We start from the raw sequence: 18,638 nt of genomic DNA, 5'->3' as shown, positions 1-18,638 counted from the left end.
TAGGATGCTCTTTCCATGGAATACCAAAAGCAATTACAACGTATCAAAAATGGTTCGGGATTTATTGCAGCCCTTGACCAAAGTGGTGGCAGCACGCCAAAAGCGTTAGAGAATTATGGGGTTATGGGCGATGCCTATGACAATGACGAAGCCATGTTTGACCAAGTGCACGAGATGCGAGCACGTATCATGACGTGCGACTGCTTTGATAATGAGCGGGTACTTGGTGCAATTTTGTTTGAAGATACTATGGAGCGCGCGGTCAATGGCAAGCCCACTGCCAACTATTTATGGGAAGACAAGCAAATCGTCCCTTTTTTAAAGGTAGATAAAGGCTTAGCAGAGCGTATGAATGGCGTGCAAGTCATGCGCTCGATGCCAAATCTAGATCTATTATTGGACAAAGCAAAAAACTATCCAGTATTTGGTACTAAAATGCGCTCCGTGATTTATGAGCCAAGTGTTGATGGCATTGAGCTAGTCGTCCAACAGCAGTTTGACGTAGCAAAGCAAATCCTATCAAAGGGTCTAATGCCGATCGTTGAGCCAGAAATTGATATCAATAGTGAGAAAAAGCATGATTGTGAGCTGATTCTTAAAACCAGTATTTTGCACAATCTTGAGCGCTTAAATGATGAGCAACAAGTGATGCTCAAGCTGACCTTACCTGAAGAAGCCGGATTTTATCAAGAACTGATTGATCATCCAAAAGTATTGAAAGTCGTGGCATTATCGGGTGGTTATAGTCGCACGGATGCCTGCGCAAAATTGAAGCAAAATCCGGGTATGATTGCCAGCTTCTCACGTGCCTTTACTGAAGGTTTGAGCAAGCAGCAAAGCGATCAAGAGTTTGCCGATACTATTAATACTTCAATTGATGAGATTTATCAGGCGTCGAAGGTTTAAGGTTCGAGAATTAATATCGAAGATAAGTGAACATTAAATTAGAAACATAAAAAAAGCTTGAACCTAATTTAATTAGATTCAAGCTTTTTTGTTTTATAACTATTTAAATACTAAAAAGTCGTTTGTAGGGCGATGCTCGCGCCTTGCTCATCGTAGTTATCACGCCATTCTCCGCGATAGCCCGCTGAGATCTTCATATTAGCAGTCGGAGTATAGCTAAGACCGATACCAGCGATACCAATCTCACGACCAACTTCCTGACCAACGGTCGTGAACTTGTCATTCGGCATACCAATGAAACTGGCAGTAATATCAGAATGTTGATCACCGTTTTCAATGGCGGCTGCTAATTGACCAGTCAAAGCAAGTTTTGGCGTTAATAGTTGTGATAAACGCAGACCCGCTGTCCAGCGCATTGACTCGTATTTATTTCCATCGACATTCAAGTTATAGACACCAGCACCTGTTTCTTGATAACTATCACTTTTTGCTTGTGCGTAGTTAAATTGAGCAAATGGTGTTATATGACGCTGCTCAGTACCGACGCGATGACCAACACCCACTCCTGCTTGCAAGGTATCAACAGAGTAGTCAGAGCTAGCAACAGCATTATTTAAGATAGATAGATTGCGTTCGCCTTTCACATCACTGCTACCAGCACCCGCATGGAAGTTTACATTCGTCGCGTCACTCGCAGCATAGTTACCGTAACCGAGAATTTGCCAGTTTTTAGCGGTCAAATCATGATCTAGATTACTGCCATCGGTGTTCGCATCAGTATTGATATAAGAAACTGCAACCCCTAAGTTAAAATCGCTATTAATCGGTGTATCTAATCCAACGACAGCACCATAGCCTTCCGTCTCATAGCCAGTAATACCGTTTTCCGCTTCATGAGTGCCGTTATTACCGATTATTTTTGCCCAAAGATTGCGCTCAAGCGTGGTTGAACGATGCTCAGTCACTGCCTCACTAACGGCATAGTTGGTATCAGTAATGATGCGATTAGTGGCACCCATAAATAATGGCTGCAATTGGTTCGCTGCTGCCGCCAGTTTAGATTGGTTAAAGTTAATGGTTGAGCTAATAAGGTCATCAGCTAAATCATTGTTTCCATTCGCTACACGATCTTGAATAGCTCTATCTAAGACGTAAGCAAGGCTTAGATCATTACGCTGTGATTGATTAGTTACTGATTCTACAAAAGTAGTATCAGGAGTTGGAGTTGGAGTTGGAGTTGGAGTTGGAGTTGGAGTTGGAGTTGGAGTCGGAGTCGGAGTCGGAGTCGGAGTCGGAGTCGGCGCTACCATTTTTAAATGCACAGCATTTGGATTGCTATAATCTGCCACAAAGCTAACTAGGTTACTATTGTCATTTACAGCCGTGAACTCACCAGTACGACTGTCTGCGCTAACGATATTTTTCCACTCATTGCTGCCAGACATGCCTGCTACAGCGTCTGATGCATTGACTTGTAGTTGACCTTGGCTGATATTAGCGTTACCTTTTACGACTAGCTGACCATAATCATCTAAGCTATTTAGGCCAATACCTAGTATTTCACCATCACGCATGGTGTAGTCGCCATCGAGACGAAGAGTGCCTTGTTTGATGTTAGTAGCGCCTTTCCACTGTTTGGCAGTAGTGGCCATCGCTAGCATGCCAGTACCTTTCTTGGTAAAGTCACCTGAGCCAGTAATAACGGCACCACTACCTGCTAAAGTGGTGTTTTCAAATAAGCGGGCGTTAAATCCAGCAGTATCAATTGTACCGCCACCCGTACCTAAATTAATGAGGTTGTCACCCGTAAAGTTTCTGAATAGTTCTGGCTGAAACTCTGTCAGTTCTAATGTACCGTTATCAAAGTTGATTTCCGATTTTGTAGAATTATCAAATCTTCCGATACTTTGAGTCTTGATGACGCCATTATTAACAATATTTAATTTACCGCTGCCAAAAGCACCTACGACAGTGACGGGCGCGATCAAAGTAGCATTATCTACTGTCAATTCACCTACTGCATTTGCACCTTCAGTATCAGAGCCTCCGAGCTGCAACTGACGAGTCACTTCTAGTGTCCCTTGATCAGTAACATCAACTTGACCTTTACCTCTAGCAGCAGCCCCTACGAAAAGATCCATTGTAGATACTTTGGTGTCTTCTCCACTTATCTCTAAGAGGGCAGTTTTAAGCTCGGCTTCAGGTTGAGGCTCAGGTTGAGGCTCAGGTGGAAATTCAGACTCGAATGGAAGTGTAGAGGTACCAATATATATGGCTTCCACGTTGTTCCATCGTGCACCACCTGCCAATGATACTTTTGCATCTACGCCAGCAGATGAACCAATATAGGCGTTATTAGAGTTCAGAACTGCTTTGTTAGTAATATTAACAGCATTAACAGCATTAACAGCATTAACAGCATTAACAGCGTTAACAGCACGAATACCAATATGAGGATCACTATCAGAGCTACCTATACCAGCGTACAGGTTGTTTACAGTTAGTGATGAGCCATTACCACTGACGTTCACGACACTCTTACTAGCAGTGCTGGTAGAGTTGTTATAGTCATCCGAGCCTATGTATAGATTGTCTGCTTCGGCCGTACCGCCATTTTCTATGGTAAGTATACTGGTCCCTGAGTTTCGAGAGCTAATAAGCACATCTTCTTGAACTTTTAGGGATGAGCCTGAACCATCAACATTGACACTAGTCTCGCCAGTTGTTATTGGCTGATTATCTTGATAATAATAACCATATGAATCTATACTTAGAGAGTTTGCTTCGGCTGTGCCACCATTTTTTACGGTCAGTGTACTTGTTCCTGAATTTCCAGAGGAAATATTCACATTTCCCTTAACCTTCAGGGATGAGCCTGAACCATCAATGTTGACATTAGTCTTGCTAGTTGTTACTGGTTGATTATCTTGATTGTAATAACCATATGAGTATATACCTAGAGAGTTTGCTTCAGCTGTGCCACCATTTTCTACAGTAAGCGTGGTTTCTGAATTTTGAGAACCAATCGAGAACCAATCTTGTGCCTTCAGGGATGAGTCTAAACCATCAATTTTGACACTGGTTTCACCAGTTATTAACTGATTGTTTTCATCAAAATAGCTGTATGAAGATATATTTAAATAGCCTGCTTCGACCGTGCCACCATTTTCTACGGCAAGTGTGGTTGTTCCGGTATTGTGAGAGATAATTTGTAGATAATTTTGAGCCTTCAGCAATGAACCTGAACCATTGACATTAATATTAATATCACCAGTTACTTGCTGACTATCTGGGCCGTAGTAGTTATTCGTATATATATTGTCAGTGTCTAAACGTCCACCAGCTTCAATATTTAATAATGCATTTCTAGAGACATCGAACCGGTTAGTCTGCACCGCTCCGTTTTTTGTAATCAAAAGACGTGAAGGTGCATCTTGATCACCACTCATCTGCATAGAAGAATAGTTATTCGTATCATCATTATTCTTCAGAATAGTGCCATCATTTTTTACGATATCGTCAACGATAGTGTAGCCATTACCCACAATGTTTACTGTGCCATTATCATAGGTAGTGGCATGAGTCACACTGGCTATACTCAGTCCGAGGACGCTAAATAGAGCAGTTGATAATGCGCGTAAGGAAAAATTGTTGTTTGAGGTAGAGGTTGATGATTTACCAGAAGATTTGCCACAAGTTTTGGCAAGTTCAGACACGCACTGATAGACACCTAAAGAATGATTGAAGACAACACGATAAATATGATTCATACTTTTACCCTGAATGTTAAATAACAGAAATGTTAGTGTTCCTTACGGATATATTACTCGATATATAAGAATTGTCTATTTTTATTTATCCGAACATTCGTAATTTTATATTGGTTACTTGTCTCTTTTATAGTTATCAAAGATATTTATGACTTACCTTGCATACATAGTTTTTACAAAAAAATTTTATGTTTAAATTTACTTTAATTAACTCCGTGAAAAATACTGAAAGTATTTTTATTAGATGTCAGACTGCAAAAAGCCCTACTAAATAAGTGTGTAAATACTTAAATAGTAGGGCTTTTTTTACTTACGATAATGAGCTTATAAAACTTATACCTCTTTATATAACTGATGTCCTTCGTTGTTATATTTCTCAGTCATCTTTGCCATCCCTTTACTGACTTCATCAGCGCTTGCTGAGCCGACTTGATCGACCAGCTTTGTATCCACCTTTTTAATCAAATGCTCGGCATCATTGAGCGCACCTGATTGCGGAGTCACCCTGTTTTTTGTATCGGCTAAGGTTTTGAGTCCAGCAGCGTAATCGCGCACGTTTTGAGTAATTTTCATCGAGCAAAATTTTGGACCACACATCGAGCAAAAGTGTGCCGTCTTGTGTGCATCTTTGGGTAAGGTTTCATCATGAAATTCGCGCGCGGTATCTGGGTCGAGCGCTAGATTAAACTGATCATCCCAGCGGAATTCAAAACGCGCTTTGGATAACGCGTTGTCACGTGCCTGCGCACCGGGGTGTCCTTTGGCAAGGTCAGCAGCATGAGCGGCGATTTTATAAGTGATGATGCCATCTTTGACGTCCTTTTTATTCGGCAACCCTAAATGCTCTTTTGGGGTCACATAGCAGAGCATCGCAGTGCCAAACCAGCCAATCATTGCCGCCCCAATGGCACTGGTAATATGGTCGTAACCGGGTGCGATATCGGTGGTTAAGGGTCCTAGTGTATAAAAGGGCGCATCAGCACAAACTTCAAGCTGCAAATCCATATTTTCTTTAATACGGTTCATTGCCACGTGTCCCGGACCTTCAATCATGACCTGTACGTCATGCTTCCATGCCACTTGCGTCAGCTCGCCAAGGGTACGCAGCTCACCAAACTGCGCTTCATCATTGGCATCTTGCAAGCAGCCCGGACGTAAGCCATCGCCCAAACTAAATGCCACATCATACTGTTTCATAATCTCGCAGATGTCTTCAAAATGAGTATATAAAAAGCTTTCTTTATTATGAAACATGCACCACTGTGCCATGATAGAGCCACCACGCGAGACGATACCGGTTAAGCGTCCTGCAGTTAGCGGTACGTATTCAAGCAATACGCCAGCGTGAATGGTGAAATAATCAACACCTTGCTCGGCTTGCTCAATCAAGGTGTCACGGAAAATCTCCCACGTTAAATCTTCGGCTACGCCATCAACTTTTTCTAACGCTTGATAAATCGGCACCGTACCAATCGGTACAGGTGAATTACGAATCAGCCATTCACGGGTTTCATGAATATGGTTACCAGTAGACAGATCCATGATGTTATCCGCACCCCAACGCGTCGCCCACGTCATTTTCGAGACTTCTTCATCGATAGAAGAACCCAGCGCTGAGTTACCGATATTGGCATTAATTTTCACCAAAAAATTACGCCCGATGATCATCGGCTCAGATTCAGGATGGTTGATATTGTTAGGGATAATAGCGCGACCCGCGGCAACTTCACTGCGGACAAATTCTGGGGTGATAATTGCTGGCGTGTGCGCACCAAAAGTCTCGCCTTCGTGCTGGCGCATATCAGTCAGCTCATGCTGTTTTTGAGTTTCGCGGATAGCTATATATTCCATTTCTGGGGTAATAATGCCACGGCGAGCATAGTGCAATTGAGTAACGTTACCTACTTTCCCATCAACAGCTTTAGCACGGCGAGGCTTGTCAATATGAGCAAAGCGTAAGTTTGCAGTACTGATATCACGTGCGCGCGCTAGACCGTATGAGCTTGATAAACCAGCTAGCTGTTCGGTATCACCGCGCTCATCTATCCAACCTTCGCGTAGTTTTGGCAGACCTTTGGTCAAGTCAATCGTGGCATTGGGGTCGGTATAGACGCCTGAGGTGTCATACACATAAAACGGTGGATTTTGCTCCCACTCGGACTCGGACACGCCTTGGATAGGAGTAGGGTCTAGGGTAATCTCGCGCATCGGCACTTGAATATCAGGGCGTGAGCCTTCGATATAGACTTTGCGAGAGGCAGGCAAAATGCGATGTAGGTCGCGTGCGTCTTCTTCAAAACGGGCGTCAGTTTCGCTGCGATGGGCGGGAGTTTTTAGTGCGTCTGCTTTGCTTGCTTTTACAGGGGTATGCGTGGTGGCTTGCGAGCCAATATCTGAAATAGTCATATGCTGTCCTAGCGTGTTGGTTTTTGAATAAAATCAACACCGCCAGTATCTGCGGGGCAAGCCTATCCCATATCGATAAATTCAATCACGAAACAATAATGCTATCAAAATTTATTTTGATAGCTTATCTATAAAGGATTGGTGGGCATCATTTTATTTATTGGCATACAGCAATATAAAGCGCTGCTAGATATGAACAATAATAAGAAGGCATTTCTGCGCGCCCTTTATACAGATATAACATAAGCTTAAGACTTCCCTGCGTCGGTACTAACCGCATCAGGTTCGGCGGGTGGTTTCTCAGCGACCATACGTCAACTGCATATTAAGCAGTCAATATATATCGCACCCCGAGTCTGTCAGTGTTGTGAATCTTCTTAATACTATCAAACTTCGACGACAAGTCCTAGTCATTTACCGATTTGTTAGTACCGTTTCAATATTAACTTTCTGGTGTCCATCCCTGAGCACGCTCATAATCTTCATTATCTAAAAATTTATCACGCTGCTCAGTCAAAAATTGCTTCGCTTTTGGATCTAGCATACTAAGATGGTTTTCGTTAATCAGCATGGTTTGCTGCTCAAGCCACTCTTTCCAAGCCTTTTCAGACACGGTTTCTTGCAGTTCTTGACCTCTTTTATTCGGAAAAGGCGGATGCGGCATTTTTGGTAACTCTTGCTGATATTTGCGGCAAAAAACGGTATTGGCTTGTGGGTTAAAGGTTTCGGTCATGAATGACTCCTGTTTATAATGGTTTTTTTAATGAGGTTAATAACAAATGATATTACCTAATACTGTACCTGATTATGCTCAAAAAAACACCCGCAACGAAGGCGGGCATTTTTAATAATAAAGCGCTAATACTATTAAACAGATATTAAGCGAATAATTCCAATCGAGTACGACCACGGCTAACGGCTTGTTTGACTTGATTCGGCGCAGTACCGCCCAAATGATCACGCGCGGCAAGTGAGCCTTCTAAGGTTAAATACTCAAACACGTCTTCACCAATCGCATCGCTAAACTGCTGGAGTTGCGCAAGAGATAAGTCGCTTAAATCAACGCCCTCAGCAATGCCCAAAGCGACGGCATTACCGACCACTTCATGAGCATCACGGAACGCCACGCCACGGCGCACCAGATAATCCGCTAAATCAGTTGCAGTTGCATAACCTTTCATCGTGGCGGCGCGCATATTTTCTTTGTTCGGCGTGATATTTGGTAGCATATCAGCAAATGCTAGTAATGAACCGGTCAAGGTATCAACACAATCAAATAGCGGTTCTTTGTCTTCTTGATTGTCTTTATTATAAGCAAGCGGCTGACTTTTCATTAGGCTAAGTAGCGTCATCAATTGACCAAATACGCGTGCGGCTTTACCACGAACCAACTCTGGTACATCAGGGTTTTTCTTTTGCGGCATGATAGATGAGCCGGTACAAAAGCGGTCAGGAATCTGCACAAAGTTAAATTGTGCTGACATCCAAAGAATAATCTCTTCGCTCATGCGTGACATATGCATCATTAAAATAGATGCTGCAGAAGTAAACTCGATGGCAAAATCACGATCTGATACGGCATCTAGCGAGTTTTGGCAAATGCCTTCGAAACCTAATAGCTCAGCGGTAATGGTACGGTCAATTGGAAAAGTCGTACCAGCAAGTGCCGCGCTACCAAGCGGCATTTGGTTAATGCGGCGACGGGCATCGACTAGGCGCTCGGTATCACGGTATAGCATCTCAAACCATGCCATGACATGATGACCAAAGCTGACCGGCTGCGCGGTTTGTAAATGGGTAAAGCCTGGCATGATGGTATCAGTATGTTGCTCAGCCAAATCTAGCAAGCCACTTTGCAAGCGCACCAATAGCCCAATGATATTATCAGTCTCTTCGCGTAACCAAAGACGAATATCAGTCGCCACTTGGTCATTACGGCTGCGACCCGTATGCAGCTTTTTGCCCACCGCGCCGACGATATCCGTCAAGCGCGATTCGACGTTCATATGCACGTCCTCTAACGCAATCGACCAATTAAACTCACCGGCTTCGATTTCGCGTAGCACTTGATGCAAACCATCAATGATCGTTGCAACGTCATCAGCTTCCAAGATACCGCATTCTCTGAGCATGGTCGCATGGGCAATTGAGCCTTGAATATCGTGGCGGGCAAAGCGCTGGTCAAAACCAACCGATGCGGTAAAGGCTGCCACAAAGCTGTCGGTCGCTTCACTAAAGCGTCCTCCCCACATTTGCTGACCCTGACTACTACTAGTAGTAGGGCTGTTCTGTGCGGCAGCGTTTGTTATAGAAGCATCTGTGCTAAACTCAGAAGCAGATGAATTTTTATTTGAATCGGGATTACTAAGGTTTGAAGAATTGGCGTTCATATCAGTCTAAGACAAGTCAAGAGAATAAGAACTCAAGTATAGCAAATGATGAGGTTGCCTTACTAGCGGAGCGCTTAGAGTTTTTTATACCCAAGCTCATGGAAATCATGAAACCTTGGCAATGGCTGCTGGTAATATTTTTTTGGTCGCTTTTTTTAGCGATTGTCGATCGTCATAGCGTTGTCAATGAAACACAATTTGCCATAAAAATGACGGCAAGATTTATCCAAACCACCTTAACACTACTGCCTTCCTTTTATCTCATTGACTATCTACGCCCTGTTTTTAAACGTATGCGTACATTGAAGGTGAGCTTATATGTTCTGTTCATCATTACTATCAGTGCCATTATCACGTTGATACTGGTTCTATTATTGATGATCAATACAGGCGCCTTTACCTTTACTCTCACTGCTTTTATTTCAACCGTTATCTTTAATACTTTAATTATTGCAGGATTTACTATTACGGGATTGCTGATCTTTTTACGTCGTTATCGTGAGATGACGGCGTTGAAGCAATCGTTTGAAAAAAAGCTTGCCGCACAAAATGATGTATTAAAAGCGCGTCTGGCACCGCATTTCTTTTTTAATACCATTAATACCTTGATGTCACTGATTGAGACCAATCCTTCTCGCGCTGCTGATTTATTACAACACGTTTCAGTATTATTTCGTGCCAGCTTTAATGGTGCACGCGAGATCAGTTTTGCAGAAGAGGTGGCACTTTGTGAGCATTATTTGGCCATTGAGACGATTCGATTGGCAGACAAGTTGGTAGTAAGTTGGCAGCTGCCTGATGAAAATATCATGTATGACATGGTCATCACCGCTTTGGGTTTACAGAGCGTGATTGAAAAAATGCTGCTGAATGTGGTTGAGAGGAGCACTGAGACTGTATATATCGATATTCATGTCACGTGGCTGCAGCACCGTGTGGCAATCATCATTAATGTGCAATTACCTAAAAATAGTTTAATGATCCATCATGATTTGCGCCAGCATATGGATTTTCATATTCAAGCGCAGCGCTTACAAGCGTATTTTGGTCAGAGTGCAGATATCCAAAGTAGGGTGACAAGCAAACAGATTATGACCACTATCGATTATCCGCTACAGGACGTTAGCTTATAGCTTTTTTAACCGTGGCATATTTATTGCAGCATTTATTATATCGCACGAATAGTATGGACAGATGATAAGTCTGATTAAGGTAAATCTATTATCAAAAACCATTATTTCCCTATACTAAATGATAGGTTATAAGTGCTAATATATTATTGATATTTTTAAATATATGTTCAAAGTATGCCCTTAAAAGGAGCTTGCATGCGGATCGTAGTTTGTGATGATGAACCATTAGCTCGTGAACGTTTGGTTAGGATTGTTAAAGAGTCAGGTCATGAGGTGGTTGCCCAAGCAAAGACGGGTATCGAAGCCATTAGTGCCGTAAAATCTCAGCAGCCAGACATCATATTGCTAGATATTCGTATGCCTGAGATGGATGGCGTACAGTGTGCGCAAGAGCTTGCTAAGCTGCAACATCCGCCCGCAATCATCTTTGTGACGGCCTATGATCATTATGCCATTGCCGCTTTGAAAGCCAATGCCATTGGTTACTTGCTAAAGCCTGCCAATAAAGATGAGTTGCTCGAAGCCCTAGAAAAAGCCACCAATCTCAATGCGGCGCAGCTCAATGAGATTCGTAAACTTGAAAGTCCAACGTCTCGTCCAGTGCGCGAACATATTGCAGCGCGTACCCATCGCGGTGTTGAGCTGATAAAACTCAAAGATATCTACTATTTTACGGCAGATCAGAAGTACGTCAAAGTACGGCACAAGGATGGCATCGTGCTCATTGATGACACCTTAAAAGAGCTTGAGCAAGAGTTTGAAGACAAGCTGTTCCGGGTACATCGTAACGCTATCATCAATATCAAATATTTAGATTTTTTAGAGACTTTAGATGCCGGCCAATATCAGTTACATTTTAAAGGAATTGATGAGACTTTGGCAGTGAGCCGCCGCCATTTACCAGGGCTGCGCGAAAAGATTCAAAACATCTAAGCATGCCTCACTTTGTCTCCTAAAATAATCACGCCATATCATCAAACCCTTATTTATGCTTAAATAGGGGTATTTTTTTTGCATTATTATCGTTATAAACCATTTTTATGCCCCATCTTGGGCGAAAAACTCACATTATCGTCGAGCAATGACCGTTTAGTATTAAAATTATTGAGGCCTTTTATGAGCACCATGCAGCAACCTGCTTTGACTACCTTAAATATCGCTACGCGCCAGAGCCCACTGGCATTATGGCAAGCTGAGCATATTCGTGATCGATTACTAGCTTTGTATCCTGAGATGACAATTAATCTGCTAAAAATTGTCACTAAAGGTGACAAAATTTTGGATACGCCACTGGCTAAAATTGGCGGCAAAGGTTTATTTGTTAAAGAGCTTGAGCAAGCACTATATGACAAGCAAGCAGATATCGCAGTGCACTCACTCAAAGACGTGCCCATGGATTTACCAGAAGGGTTGACGCTAGGCGTTTATTGCAAACGTGCTTCACCAACCGACGCTTTTGTATCGAATACTTATCATAGTATCGATGAGTTGCCACAAGGGGCGGTAGTCGGTACTGCAAGTTTGCGTCGTCAGTGTCAAATCAAAGCTTATCGTCCCGATTTGCAAATTAAAACCCTCCGCGGCAATGTCGGCACGCGACTAAGCAAGTTAGATGCGGGCGAGTATGATGCGATTATTTTGGCGACTAGTGGTCTACAGCGCATTGAGCTTGATGCACGTATTCGTAGTGAGTTGGATATCAATATTTGCTTGCCAGCAGTTGGGCAAGGCGCGTTAGCAATTGAATGTCGTGAAGATGATGCCGACGTATTAAAATTATTGGTACCACTCAATGACGACAAAGCCCGTATCCGCTTAATCGCTGAGCGCGCATTAAATCGTCATCTGCAGGGCGGTTGCCAAGTACCTATCGCCGCTTATGCTGTATTACAAAAAGCAGATGCATTGGCTGCTGATAATGATAGCAATGATAATGACAATGGTAACAACGATGCTGGCGATACCTTATGGCTGCGCGGTCGCGTTGGTCAAGAAGATGGTAGCGAGCTGCTTAAGGTGGACAAGCGCCAGACGTTGATGGGCAGTCAAGCTGAGCAAGAAGCCCAAGCAAACCAGTTGGGTATCGAAGTTGCTGAGATGTTATTACAAGCAGGTGCTGGTGAGATTCTATCAGCGATCTATCATCCTGAGTAATAGCTAGTCTGTATAACACTGGATCACCATTATCAACTCAGTCATAGAGTTATCAGAGTTTAGATGACTCTATGATGGTGCTAACTCTATTTGCTTTTTTCACGGTATATTTATGTCTTGGTCATCATCTAAGTCCACGGATTCAAATCAACCAATTAATACGCCATTATTGCTGCCGCAACTTGTCATCAATACGCGCCCAGTCGAGCGTGCCGCACCGCTGACGCGACATTTACAAGCGGCAGGTATGTCGGTTGTTGATATGCCGATGTTGACACTGCAACCGCGTTTGACCACTGATAACGATATGATGCTGATGCGCCAATGGCTAGCAGGAGAGTATCAAGCACTGGTCATCGTGAGCCCGACAGCGGCAGCCTCAGGTTTGGCTATTTGGCAGTTGCTTGAGCGTGAGCACCAAGATAATGGCGCGACTGATAAAGAAGTAGAGGCTATAGAAGGTAGCTCTAATATTTTAGTAGCGCCAAGCCATCTGATTACGGTTGGTGAAGCGACTGCTGCTGTGTTAAATGAGGCAAAGTTATCAAACGCCAGTTATCAAGTACTACAGCCTGCTATTGCTAATAACGAAGGTATGCTAGCGATGCCTGAGATTGATAGCCTGCAGGCGGGGGATAAGCTACTCGTGTGGCGAGGTCTTGGTGGACGACGATTATTGGTCGATACTTTGCAAGCGCGCGGTGTGCATATCGATAGCATTGCTTGGTACGAGCGCAAAATGCCTATTGATGCCATGATGCAGTATCAGCAATGGCTACAAGATTTCAATAATCGAAATGCGACCGTTGGCATAACCGCGTCGCAGCAAATAAAACCCATTGTCATTGTAAGTAGTGGTACCGCATTTGAGCATTGGGAAAGTATCGTTCTGTCTACTAAGACATTCGATGTAGCAGCAGAACACCAAGTAATGTCAGTCAATGCGCCACTTAAACTATCAGACTTTTGTTATGTGGTATTGGGTGAGCGCTTAGCCAATATGGTTGCTGAGCAAAATTTAAGTTATTGGCGCGTAGAGGATTTGGCGCCAGAAACCATTCTTATTACTATTAAGAAAACCAGTTTATAATATTTAACATATAGTAAATTTGAGATAAAAAAGAGACGTTTAGCGTAACGTGCTACTACTCTAAAATTATTTAAACTACTTGCTCAACTGTTTACGCTTAACCTTATCAATCATGAACGGTGTGGCCTTATGCCAATGAATTCTGAATCGTTATCGAAAGATCCTTCTGCTCTTCAGCAGCGCCGGCAAGCAAATATGTTCTTGTTACGCTTGCAATGGGTGGTTATTTTATTGTTGATAGGCGTCTTACTGTGGCTGTATATCAGTCAGCAGCGTTTTCAGCATACGGTCAATGAGCGCTTGCAAAGTAATGAGCAAGTTGTCAGCCGTTTAAATGAGATGGACGACCGCTTATTTGCGATGAGTCAACAAACGCTGCCAGCGACTAGTGCAGCGGTCAATAGCCAAGCTCAAAACCAGCTGGATTTATTACGTATCCAGATACAAGCTGCTGATAGGTTGTTGGCAGACAGTAATGGCAGTGCGGCGATTGATTTATTGCAAGGTCTGCATTGGCAGCTTTCACAGAAAAGTAATGAGATTGCGCCTGCGCTAACGGTTGTTATTAAGCAAAGCTTGGTTAAAGATATTGAGCGCTTGCAGGCGAGAAGTGCTCAGCCAAGCTCTTGGCAGCTGCAAAATCTGGCGATTCAAAATATTCAAGACTTTTTATATCGCCATGAGCGTGCTGCTAATACTGAGCTCAACAGTTCATTACAGAAAAACACAGCTACGAGCCAATTTACTGACAATAGCCGTTTAACGCGTCGGCAGCTGACGATTCATGAAGCCATCATGACCTTAAATCTAGCCAGCCAAGCCAGCAATATGCACGATCGTGATCAGTTAGTCATGTATTTAAATCAAGCACGTAAGCAGCTACAAACGCTGATGCCTAAACAAGCAGAATCACAGGCTTCTATCGATAACAAGCAACAGTCAGACAAAAATGACTTGCAGACCAAATCCTCTCCTAAGAATATGCCAGAAGTGATAGAAGGTTTGAATAGACTGATTGTCAATGCACCAAAAACATCGCCATTATTAACCTCACAGATTTTAAATAAGCCGCAACGTTAATGCACTACGGATTTATACGATTGTTTTAAAGTGTTATTGTTTTAAAGTATTATAAAAATAAGAGACAGGCAGTTATGGAACTTTTCAATCAAACATCTATCATTGATAATTTGGACAATCATTGTCCTGAAGAGCTAGCGCATTATCCTATTATCCATCAGCAGCCGATTCATTGGGGTGAAATGGATGCCTTTAATCACCTAAATAATGTGGTGTACTATCGCTACGCTGAGTCAGCCCGTATTGGCTATTTGCAAACGCTGGGCATGTTTGATGGCAATATGGTTACGGTATTGGCACAATCAAGCTGCCAGTATTTGCGCCCAGTGATTTTTCCTGATACCTTGTTATTAGGCGTTCGTTGCCAGCGTTTGGGTACCACCAGCATAGTAATCGAGTACAGCTATTATAGTACGGCACAAGCTGCCATCGTTGCGACCGCTGAGGCAGTGATAGTGCGCTTAGAGAGCAATGGTCAAGATAAAAAGCCATGGACGAATGAGGAGCGTGAACGACTACTAGCTCTAGAAGCAACATTCGGTCATATCCCACAACTCTAAGTATGATGCTTTGTGATTAAGCGTTGAGCAAATAAGAAAAAAGGCGCACCAACCTCAGTTGATGCGCCTTTTTTATTGATCATAAGTTTCTATTAATTAAGCCTATTAATCTTGCTTTGGTGCATGGACAAAATCAACCACGTTCAAATCAAAACCTGATAAGGCATAAAACTTCATCGGTGAAGACAAGAGGCGCATATCACGTACCCCTAAATGACGCAAAATCTGTGCGCCAACACCAATACTGCGATATGGTTGCTGTGTGATGGTAGACAGAGCTTCATTCAATGCCGCTTTATCCAAAGCATCGCCTAAGTCAGTCGGCTCATGATTGCCAATCCAAACCAAGACACCACGCTCTGATGCACTGATCTCTTCTAATGCTGAGCGTACGCTCCAGCCACTACGACCAGTGGTATCATTTTTGGCAGCGAATAAATCGCGTAGAGGATGGAAACCATGGACGCGAACAGTGCTAATACCTTGACTCACATCGCCTTTAACCAAAGCTAAATGGGTTTCAGTCGCACCGAACTCACGGAAACGATGTAAGGTAAAAGTGCCATACTCGGTCTCAAACGGATGCGATGCAATTTCTTCGACAGTTTGCTCATTAGCAATACGGTAGTTAATCAAATCAGCAATCGTACCAATTTTTAAATCATGTTCCTTTGCAAATACTTCAAGATCATCACGGCGTGCCATGGTGCCATCCGCATTGATAATCTCTACAATCACCGCTGCTGGCTCAAGTCCGGCAAGACGTGCCAAATCACAACCTGCTTCGGTATGTCCGGCGCGGTGCAAGACACCACCATTCTGTGCCATGATTGGAAAAATATGCCCAGGCTGAACGATGTCTTCTGGCTTTGCTGAAGAGGAGACAGCTGCTTGAATGGTACGCGCACGGTCAGCGGCTGAAATACCCGTAGTCACGCCTTCAGCCGCTTCAATAGAAACGGTAAAATTGGTACTAAATTTTGCCTCATTACGGTCAGACATGAGTGGCAGTGCCAACTGCTGGCAACGTGCTTGTGACAAGGTCAAACAGACCAAGCCACGTGCATGAGTAATCATAAAGTTGATATCTTCAGGGCGCACGTGGGTCGCTGCCATGATAATATCGCCTTCGTTTTCACGGTCTTCATCATCCATCAAGATGACCATTTTACCTGCACGAATGTCTTCGATAATCTCAGGAATCGTATTTAAACTCATAGGATGTCTCAATATTTTATTATATAAATAGGTGTCAATATGGGATATAAAGCGTTATCTGCCTATTGTAGCAGTAGATGCGACAAAGCGCTGTTGCGGCTAAGCAAAACGCGCTGGATCAAATTGATCAACTGTAGACGTTATCTAATCATTGCTTATACATCATTATAAGGACATTTTAACGCTTTTCATCCCACTGTGCTGCCTCATCTTGAAACTATATAGGCCAGTCTGTCTAAAATCGTGATTAGTATCACTAATGGTAACGACAATTGATAGATCAGTGCATATAATCAGTCATATTTTGAGTGATTAGTCATTACTCGCCGCTTGGTCTTTCAGCCAATCGATAAACTGCTTGCTATGCTGCTCACGCTGATTGTCCGCAAATTCATAAAAGCGCGTACCGATTAAATTGTCTGGTAAGTAACTTTGCGCATAATAGTGATTGGGATAATCGTGGGGATAGACATAATCTTGTCCATAGCCTTGATTGCGCATTAATTTGGTCACGCCATTACGTAGGTGTAGCGGCACAGGTGAGGCGTCTTTTTCTGCCAAGCTCATCGCAGCATTGATAGCGTTGTAAGTACTATTACTCTTGGCACTGGTTGCCAGATAGACCACCACTTGCCCCAAGATAATACGTGATTCTGGCATGCCGATGGATTGGACACTGCGCAATGCCGCATCAGCAAGGAGTAGAGCATTAGGGTTGGCATTGCCGATATCTTCACTGGCCAAAATGACCAAACGCCGCGCGATGAAGTCAGCCGGCTCACCGCCCACTAGCATACGCGCCATCCAATATAGTGCCGCGTCAGGATCTGAGCCACGTACTGACTTTATCATTGCTGATACCATATCATAGTGCTGCTCACCATCTTTATCATAGCGTACGAGTGCAGTCTGGGCGACACGAGCGACTAAGGTATCGTCGATAATGATCGGTAATTGCTTGGTATCAGCCGTTTGAATCGCCAGCTCTAATAAATTAAGGGCTTTTCGTGCATCACCATGTGCCAACTGGCTAATCGTATCTTGCGCCTGCAAATTGACCGATAGGTTTTTCAGTATATTATCTTCTAAAAGCGCCCGCTGTAATACCGCACTGATTTGCTCAGGCGTCAATGGCTCTAGGCGATACACTTGGCAACGTGATAACAGCGCATTATTGACACTAAAAGAAGGATTTTCGGTGGTCGCGCCAATCAAGGTGATATCACCAGACTCTACTGCACCAAGTAGCGCATCTTGCTGAGCTTTATTAAACCGATGAATCTCATCAATAAAGACCACCGGCGATTCAAAACTCAATGAATCCTTAGTGTCTAATACCTCGCGTAACTGCTTAACCCCAGTATTCAAAGCAGATAGTGCATGGAAAGGTCGTTCAACGGCATCCGCCAAAAGCATAGCGATGGTTGTTTTGCCAATGCCTGCTTCTCCATGCAAAATAATAGACGGTAGGTGTCCTTGCTCTACCAAGCGCCTTAGCGGAGCACCTGCTGCTAACAAGTGCTCTTGACCAATAATGGCATCAAGCGTGGTCGGGCGCATACGCTGGGCGAGGGGTGTATCAGCATGAAAATTAGGTGGCATAAAATTCTCTATAGCTTCTGTTATTCAAAGCTTTTTGTTATAAGATTAAACAGTTATCCATAGTATTCAAAGTCAAATTACTGTTTTTCACATTTGTCTTTATAATGCTGTCCTTATTGCGATTAAGTAATAAGTCATAAATAAGGTAATAATTCATGATGTTTTTAACATTATTATAAAAGCTAGGCTAACGCAGATTCACGTTAATAAAAGTCAGCTAAATGTACAGCTTATGTCTTTAACGCTTTATTTATATCTATATTATCCCTATTAAGGTGTTAACTAACTTCACGAAAATGATAGATCACAGATAAAGGATGATAGTAGTC

Annotated in this window: 13 protein-coding genes and 1 riboswitch; of the genes, 7 read left to right on the top strand and 6 right to left on the bottom strand. The window is 43.1% G+C overall.

Annotated features, from left to right (window positions below; genetic code table 11):
- Window positions 1-15: 15 nt before the first annotated feature.
- Window positions 16-906, top strand: coding sequence for a fructose bisphosphate aldolase (locus tag FQ083_RS04830; protein WP_149409041.1), 891 nt, complete (start codon window positions 16-18; stop codon window positions 904-906).
- A 110-nt stretch (window positions 907-1,016) separates the two neighbouring features.
- Here the strand turns inward: FQ083_RS04830 and FQ083_RS04825 are convergent, their stop codons facing one another.
- From FQ083_RS04825 to argH, 4 genes are all read right to left on the bottom strand, one after another.
- On the bottom strand, window positions 1,017-4,676 hold the full coding sequence (locus FQ083_RS04825; protein ID WP_149409040.1) for an autotransporter domain-containing protein: 3,660 nt from the start codon (window positions 4,674-4,676) through the stop codon (window positions 1,017-1,019).
- A gap of 333 nt (window positions 4,677-5,009) precedes the next feature.
- A complete protein-coding gene (gene thiC, locus FQ083_RS04820) occupies window positions 5,010-7,082 on the bottom strand; it encodes a phosphomethylpyrimidine synthase ThiC (protein WP_149409039.1) in 2,073 nt (690 codons plus the stop codon).
- A gap of 239 nt (window positions 7,083-7,321) precedes the next feature.
- A riboswitch (TPP riboswitch) is annotated at window positions 7,322-7,445 on the bottom strand.
- Window positions 7,446-7,524: 79 nt separating this feature from the next.
- Window positions 7,525-7,815: an oxidative damage protection protein gene (locus tag FQ083_RS04815; RefSeq protein WP_149409038.1), complete on the bottom strand. Its 291-nt coding sequence runs from the start codon at window positions 7,813-7,815 to the stop codon at window positions 7,525-7,527.
- 145 nt (window positions 7,816-7,960) lie between these two features.
- Window positions 7,961-9,334: an argininosuccinate lyase gene (gene argH / locus FQ083_RS04810; protein WP_149409155.1), complete on the bottom strand. Its 1,374-nt coding sequence runs from the start codon at window positions 9,332-9,334 to the stop codon at window positions 7,961-7,963.
- A 119-nt stretch (window positions 9,335-9,453) separates the two neighbouring features.
- On the opposite strand from argH, the gene FQ083_RS04805 reads away from it, so the two are divergent.
- The 6 genes from FQ083_RS04805 (at window position 9,454) to FQ083_RS04780 (ending at window position 15,489) form a co-directional block, all read left to right on the top strand.
- Window positions 9,454-10,605 (top strand): histidine kinase, encoded by a 1,152-nt coding sequence (locus tag FQ083_RS04805; RefSeq protein WP_149409037.1) that lies wholly within the window; start codon window positions 9,454-9,456, stop codon window positions 10,603-10,605.
- A 195-nt stretch (window positions 10,606-10,800) separates the two neighbouring features.
- Complete coding sequence (locus FQ083_RS04800; protein WP_011512472.1) at window positions 10,801-11,538, top strand: LytR/AlgR family response regulator transcription factor; 738 nt, start codon at window positions 10,801-10,803, stop codon at window positions 11,536-11,538.
- 183 nt (window positions 11,539-11,721) lie between these two features.
- On the top strand, window positions 11,722-12,759 hold the full coding sequence (gene hemC / locus FQ083_RS04795) for a hydroxymethylbilane synthase (RefSeq protein ID WP_149409036.1): 1,038 nt from the start codon (window positions 11,722-11,724) through the stop codon (window positions 12,757-12,759).
- Between the two features lie 112 nt (window positions 12,760-12,871).
- Window positions 12,872-13,849, top strand: coding sequence for a uroporphyrinogen-III synthase (locus FQ083_RS04790; RefSeq protein ID WP_149409035.1), 978 nt, complete (start codon window positions 12,872-12,874; stop codon window positions 13,847-13,849).
- A 129-nt stretch (window positions 13,850-13,978) separates the two neighbouring features.
- A complete protein-coding gene (locus FQ083_RS04785) occupies window positions 13,979-14,929 on the top strand; it encodes a hypothetical protein (RefSeq protein ID WP_149409034.1) in 951 nt (316 codons plus the stop codon).
- A gap of 74 nt (window positions 14,930-15,003) precedes the next feature.
- Window positions 15,004-15,489 (top strand): acyl-CoA thioesterase, encoded by a 486-nt coding sequence (locus FQ083_RS04780; protein ID WP_149409033.1) that lies wholly within the window; start codon window positions 15,004-15,006, stop codon window positions 15,487-15,489.
- A gap of 105 nt (window positions 15,490-15,594) precedes the next feature.
- Here FQ083_RS04780 and ribBA read toward each other — a convergent pair whose 3' ends face one another.
- Both ribBA and FQ083_RS04770 read right to left on the bottom strand, forming a co-directional pair.
- Window positions 15,595-16,707, bottom strand: coding sequence for a bifunctional 3,4-dihydroxy-2-butanone-4-phosphate synthase/GTP cyclohydrolase II (ribBA, locus tag FQ083_RS04775; RefSeq protein ID WP_011512477.1), 1,113 nt, complete (start codon window positions 16,705-16,707; stop codon window positions 15,595-15,597).
- Window positions 16,708-17,019: 312 nt separating this feature from the next.
- The gene (locus tag FQ083_RS04770; RefSeq protein ID WP_149409032.1) at window positions 17,020-18,309 is read right to left on the bottom strand and encodes a replication-associated recombination protein A; all 1,290 of its coding nucleotides are present in this window, start codon (window positions 18,307-18,309) and stop codon (window positions 17,020-17,022) included.
- Window positions 18,310-18,638 lie beyond the last annotated feature (329 nt).

This window comes from Psychrobacter sp. ANT_H59, from assembly GCF_008369225.1.
In the GTDB taxonomy this organism is placed as follows: domain Bacteria; phylum Pseudomonadota; class Gammaproteobacteria; order Pseudomonadales; family Moraxellaceae; genus Psychrobacter; species Psychrobacter cryohalolentis.
The sequence above is the reverse complement of the archived record's forward strand: the minus strand, read 5'-3'. Positions and strand labels throughout refer to the sequence as shown.

Coding starts and splice junctions, on each gene's coding strand:
- FQ083_RS04830 (WP_149409041.1), top strand. CDS start 16: ATGGAATACCAAAAGCAATTACAACGTATCAAAAATGGTTCGGGATTT.
- FQ083_RS04825 (WP_149409040.1), bottom strand. CDS start 4,676: ATGAATCATATTTATCGTGTTGTCTTCAATCATTCTTTAGGTGTCTAT.
- thiC (WP_149409039.1), bottom strand. CDS start 7,082: ATGACTATTTCAGATATTGGCTCGCAAGCCACCACGCATACCCCTGTA.
- FQ083_RS04815 (WP_149409038.1), bottom strand. CDS start 7,815: ATGACCGAAACCTTTAACCCACAAGCCAATACCGTTTTTTGCCGCAAA.
- argH (WP_149409155.1), bottom strand. CDS start 9,334: ATGTGGGGAGGACGCTTTAGTGAAGCGACCGACAGCTTTGTGGCAGCC.
- FQ083_RS04800 (WP_011512472.1), top strand. CDS start 10,801: ATGCGGATCGTAGTTTGTGATGATGAACCATTAGCTCGTGAACGTTTG.
- hemC (WP_149409036.1), top strand. CDS start 11,722: ATGAGCACCATGCAGCAACCTGCTTTGACTACCTTAAATATCGCTACG.
- FQ083_RS04790 (WP_149409035.1), top strand. CDS start 12,872: ATGTCTTGGTCATCATCTAAGTCCACGGATTCAAATCAACCAATTAAT.
- FQ083_RS04785 (WP_149409034.1), top strand. CDS start 13,979: ATGCCAATGAATTCTGAATCGTTATCGAAAGATCCTTCTGCTCTTCAG.
- FQ083_RS04780 (WP_149409033.1), top strand. CDS start 15,004: ATGGAACTTTTCAATCAAACATCTATCATTGATAATTTGGACAATCAT.
- ribBA (WP_011512477.1), bottom strand. CDS start 16,707: ATGAGTTTAAATACGATTCCTGAGATTATCGAAGACATTCGTGCAGGT.
- FQ083_RS04770 (WP_149409032.1), bottom strand. CDS start 18,309: ATGCCACCTAATTTTCATGCTGATACACCCCTCGCCCAGCGTATGCGC.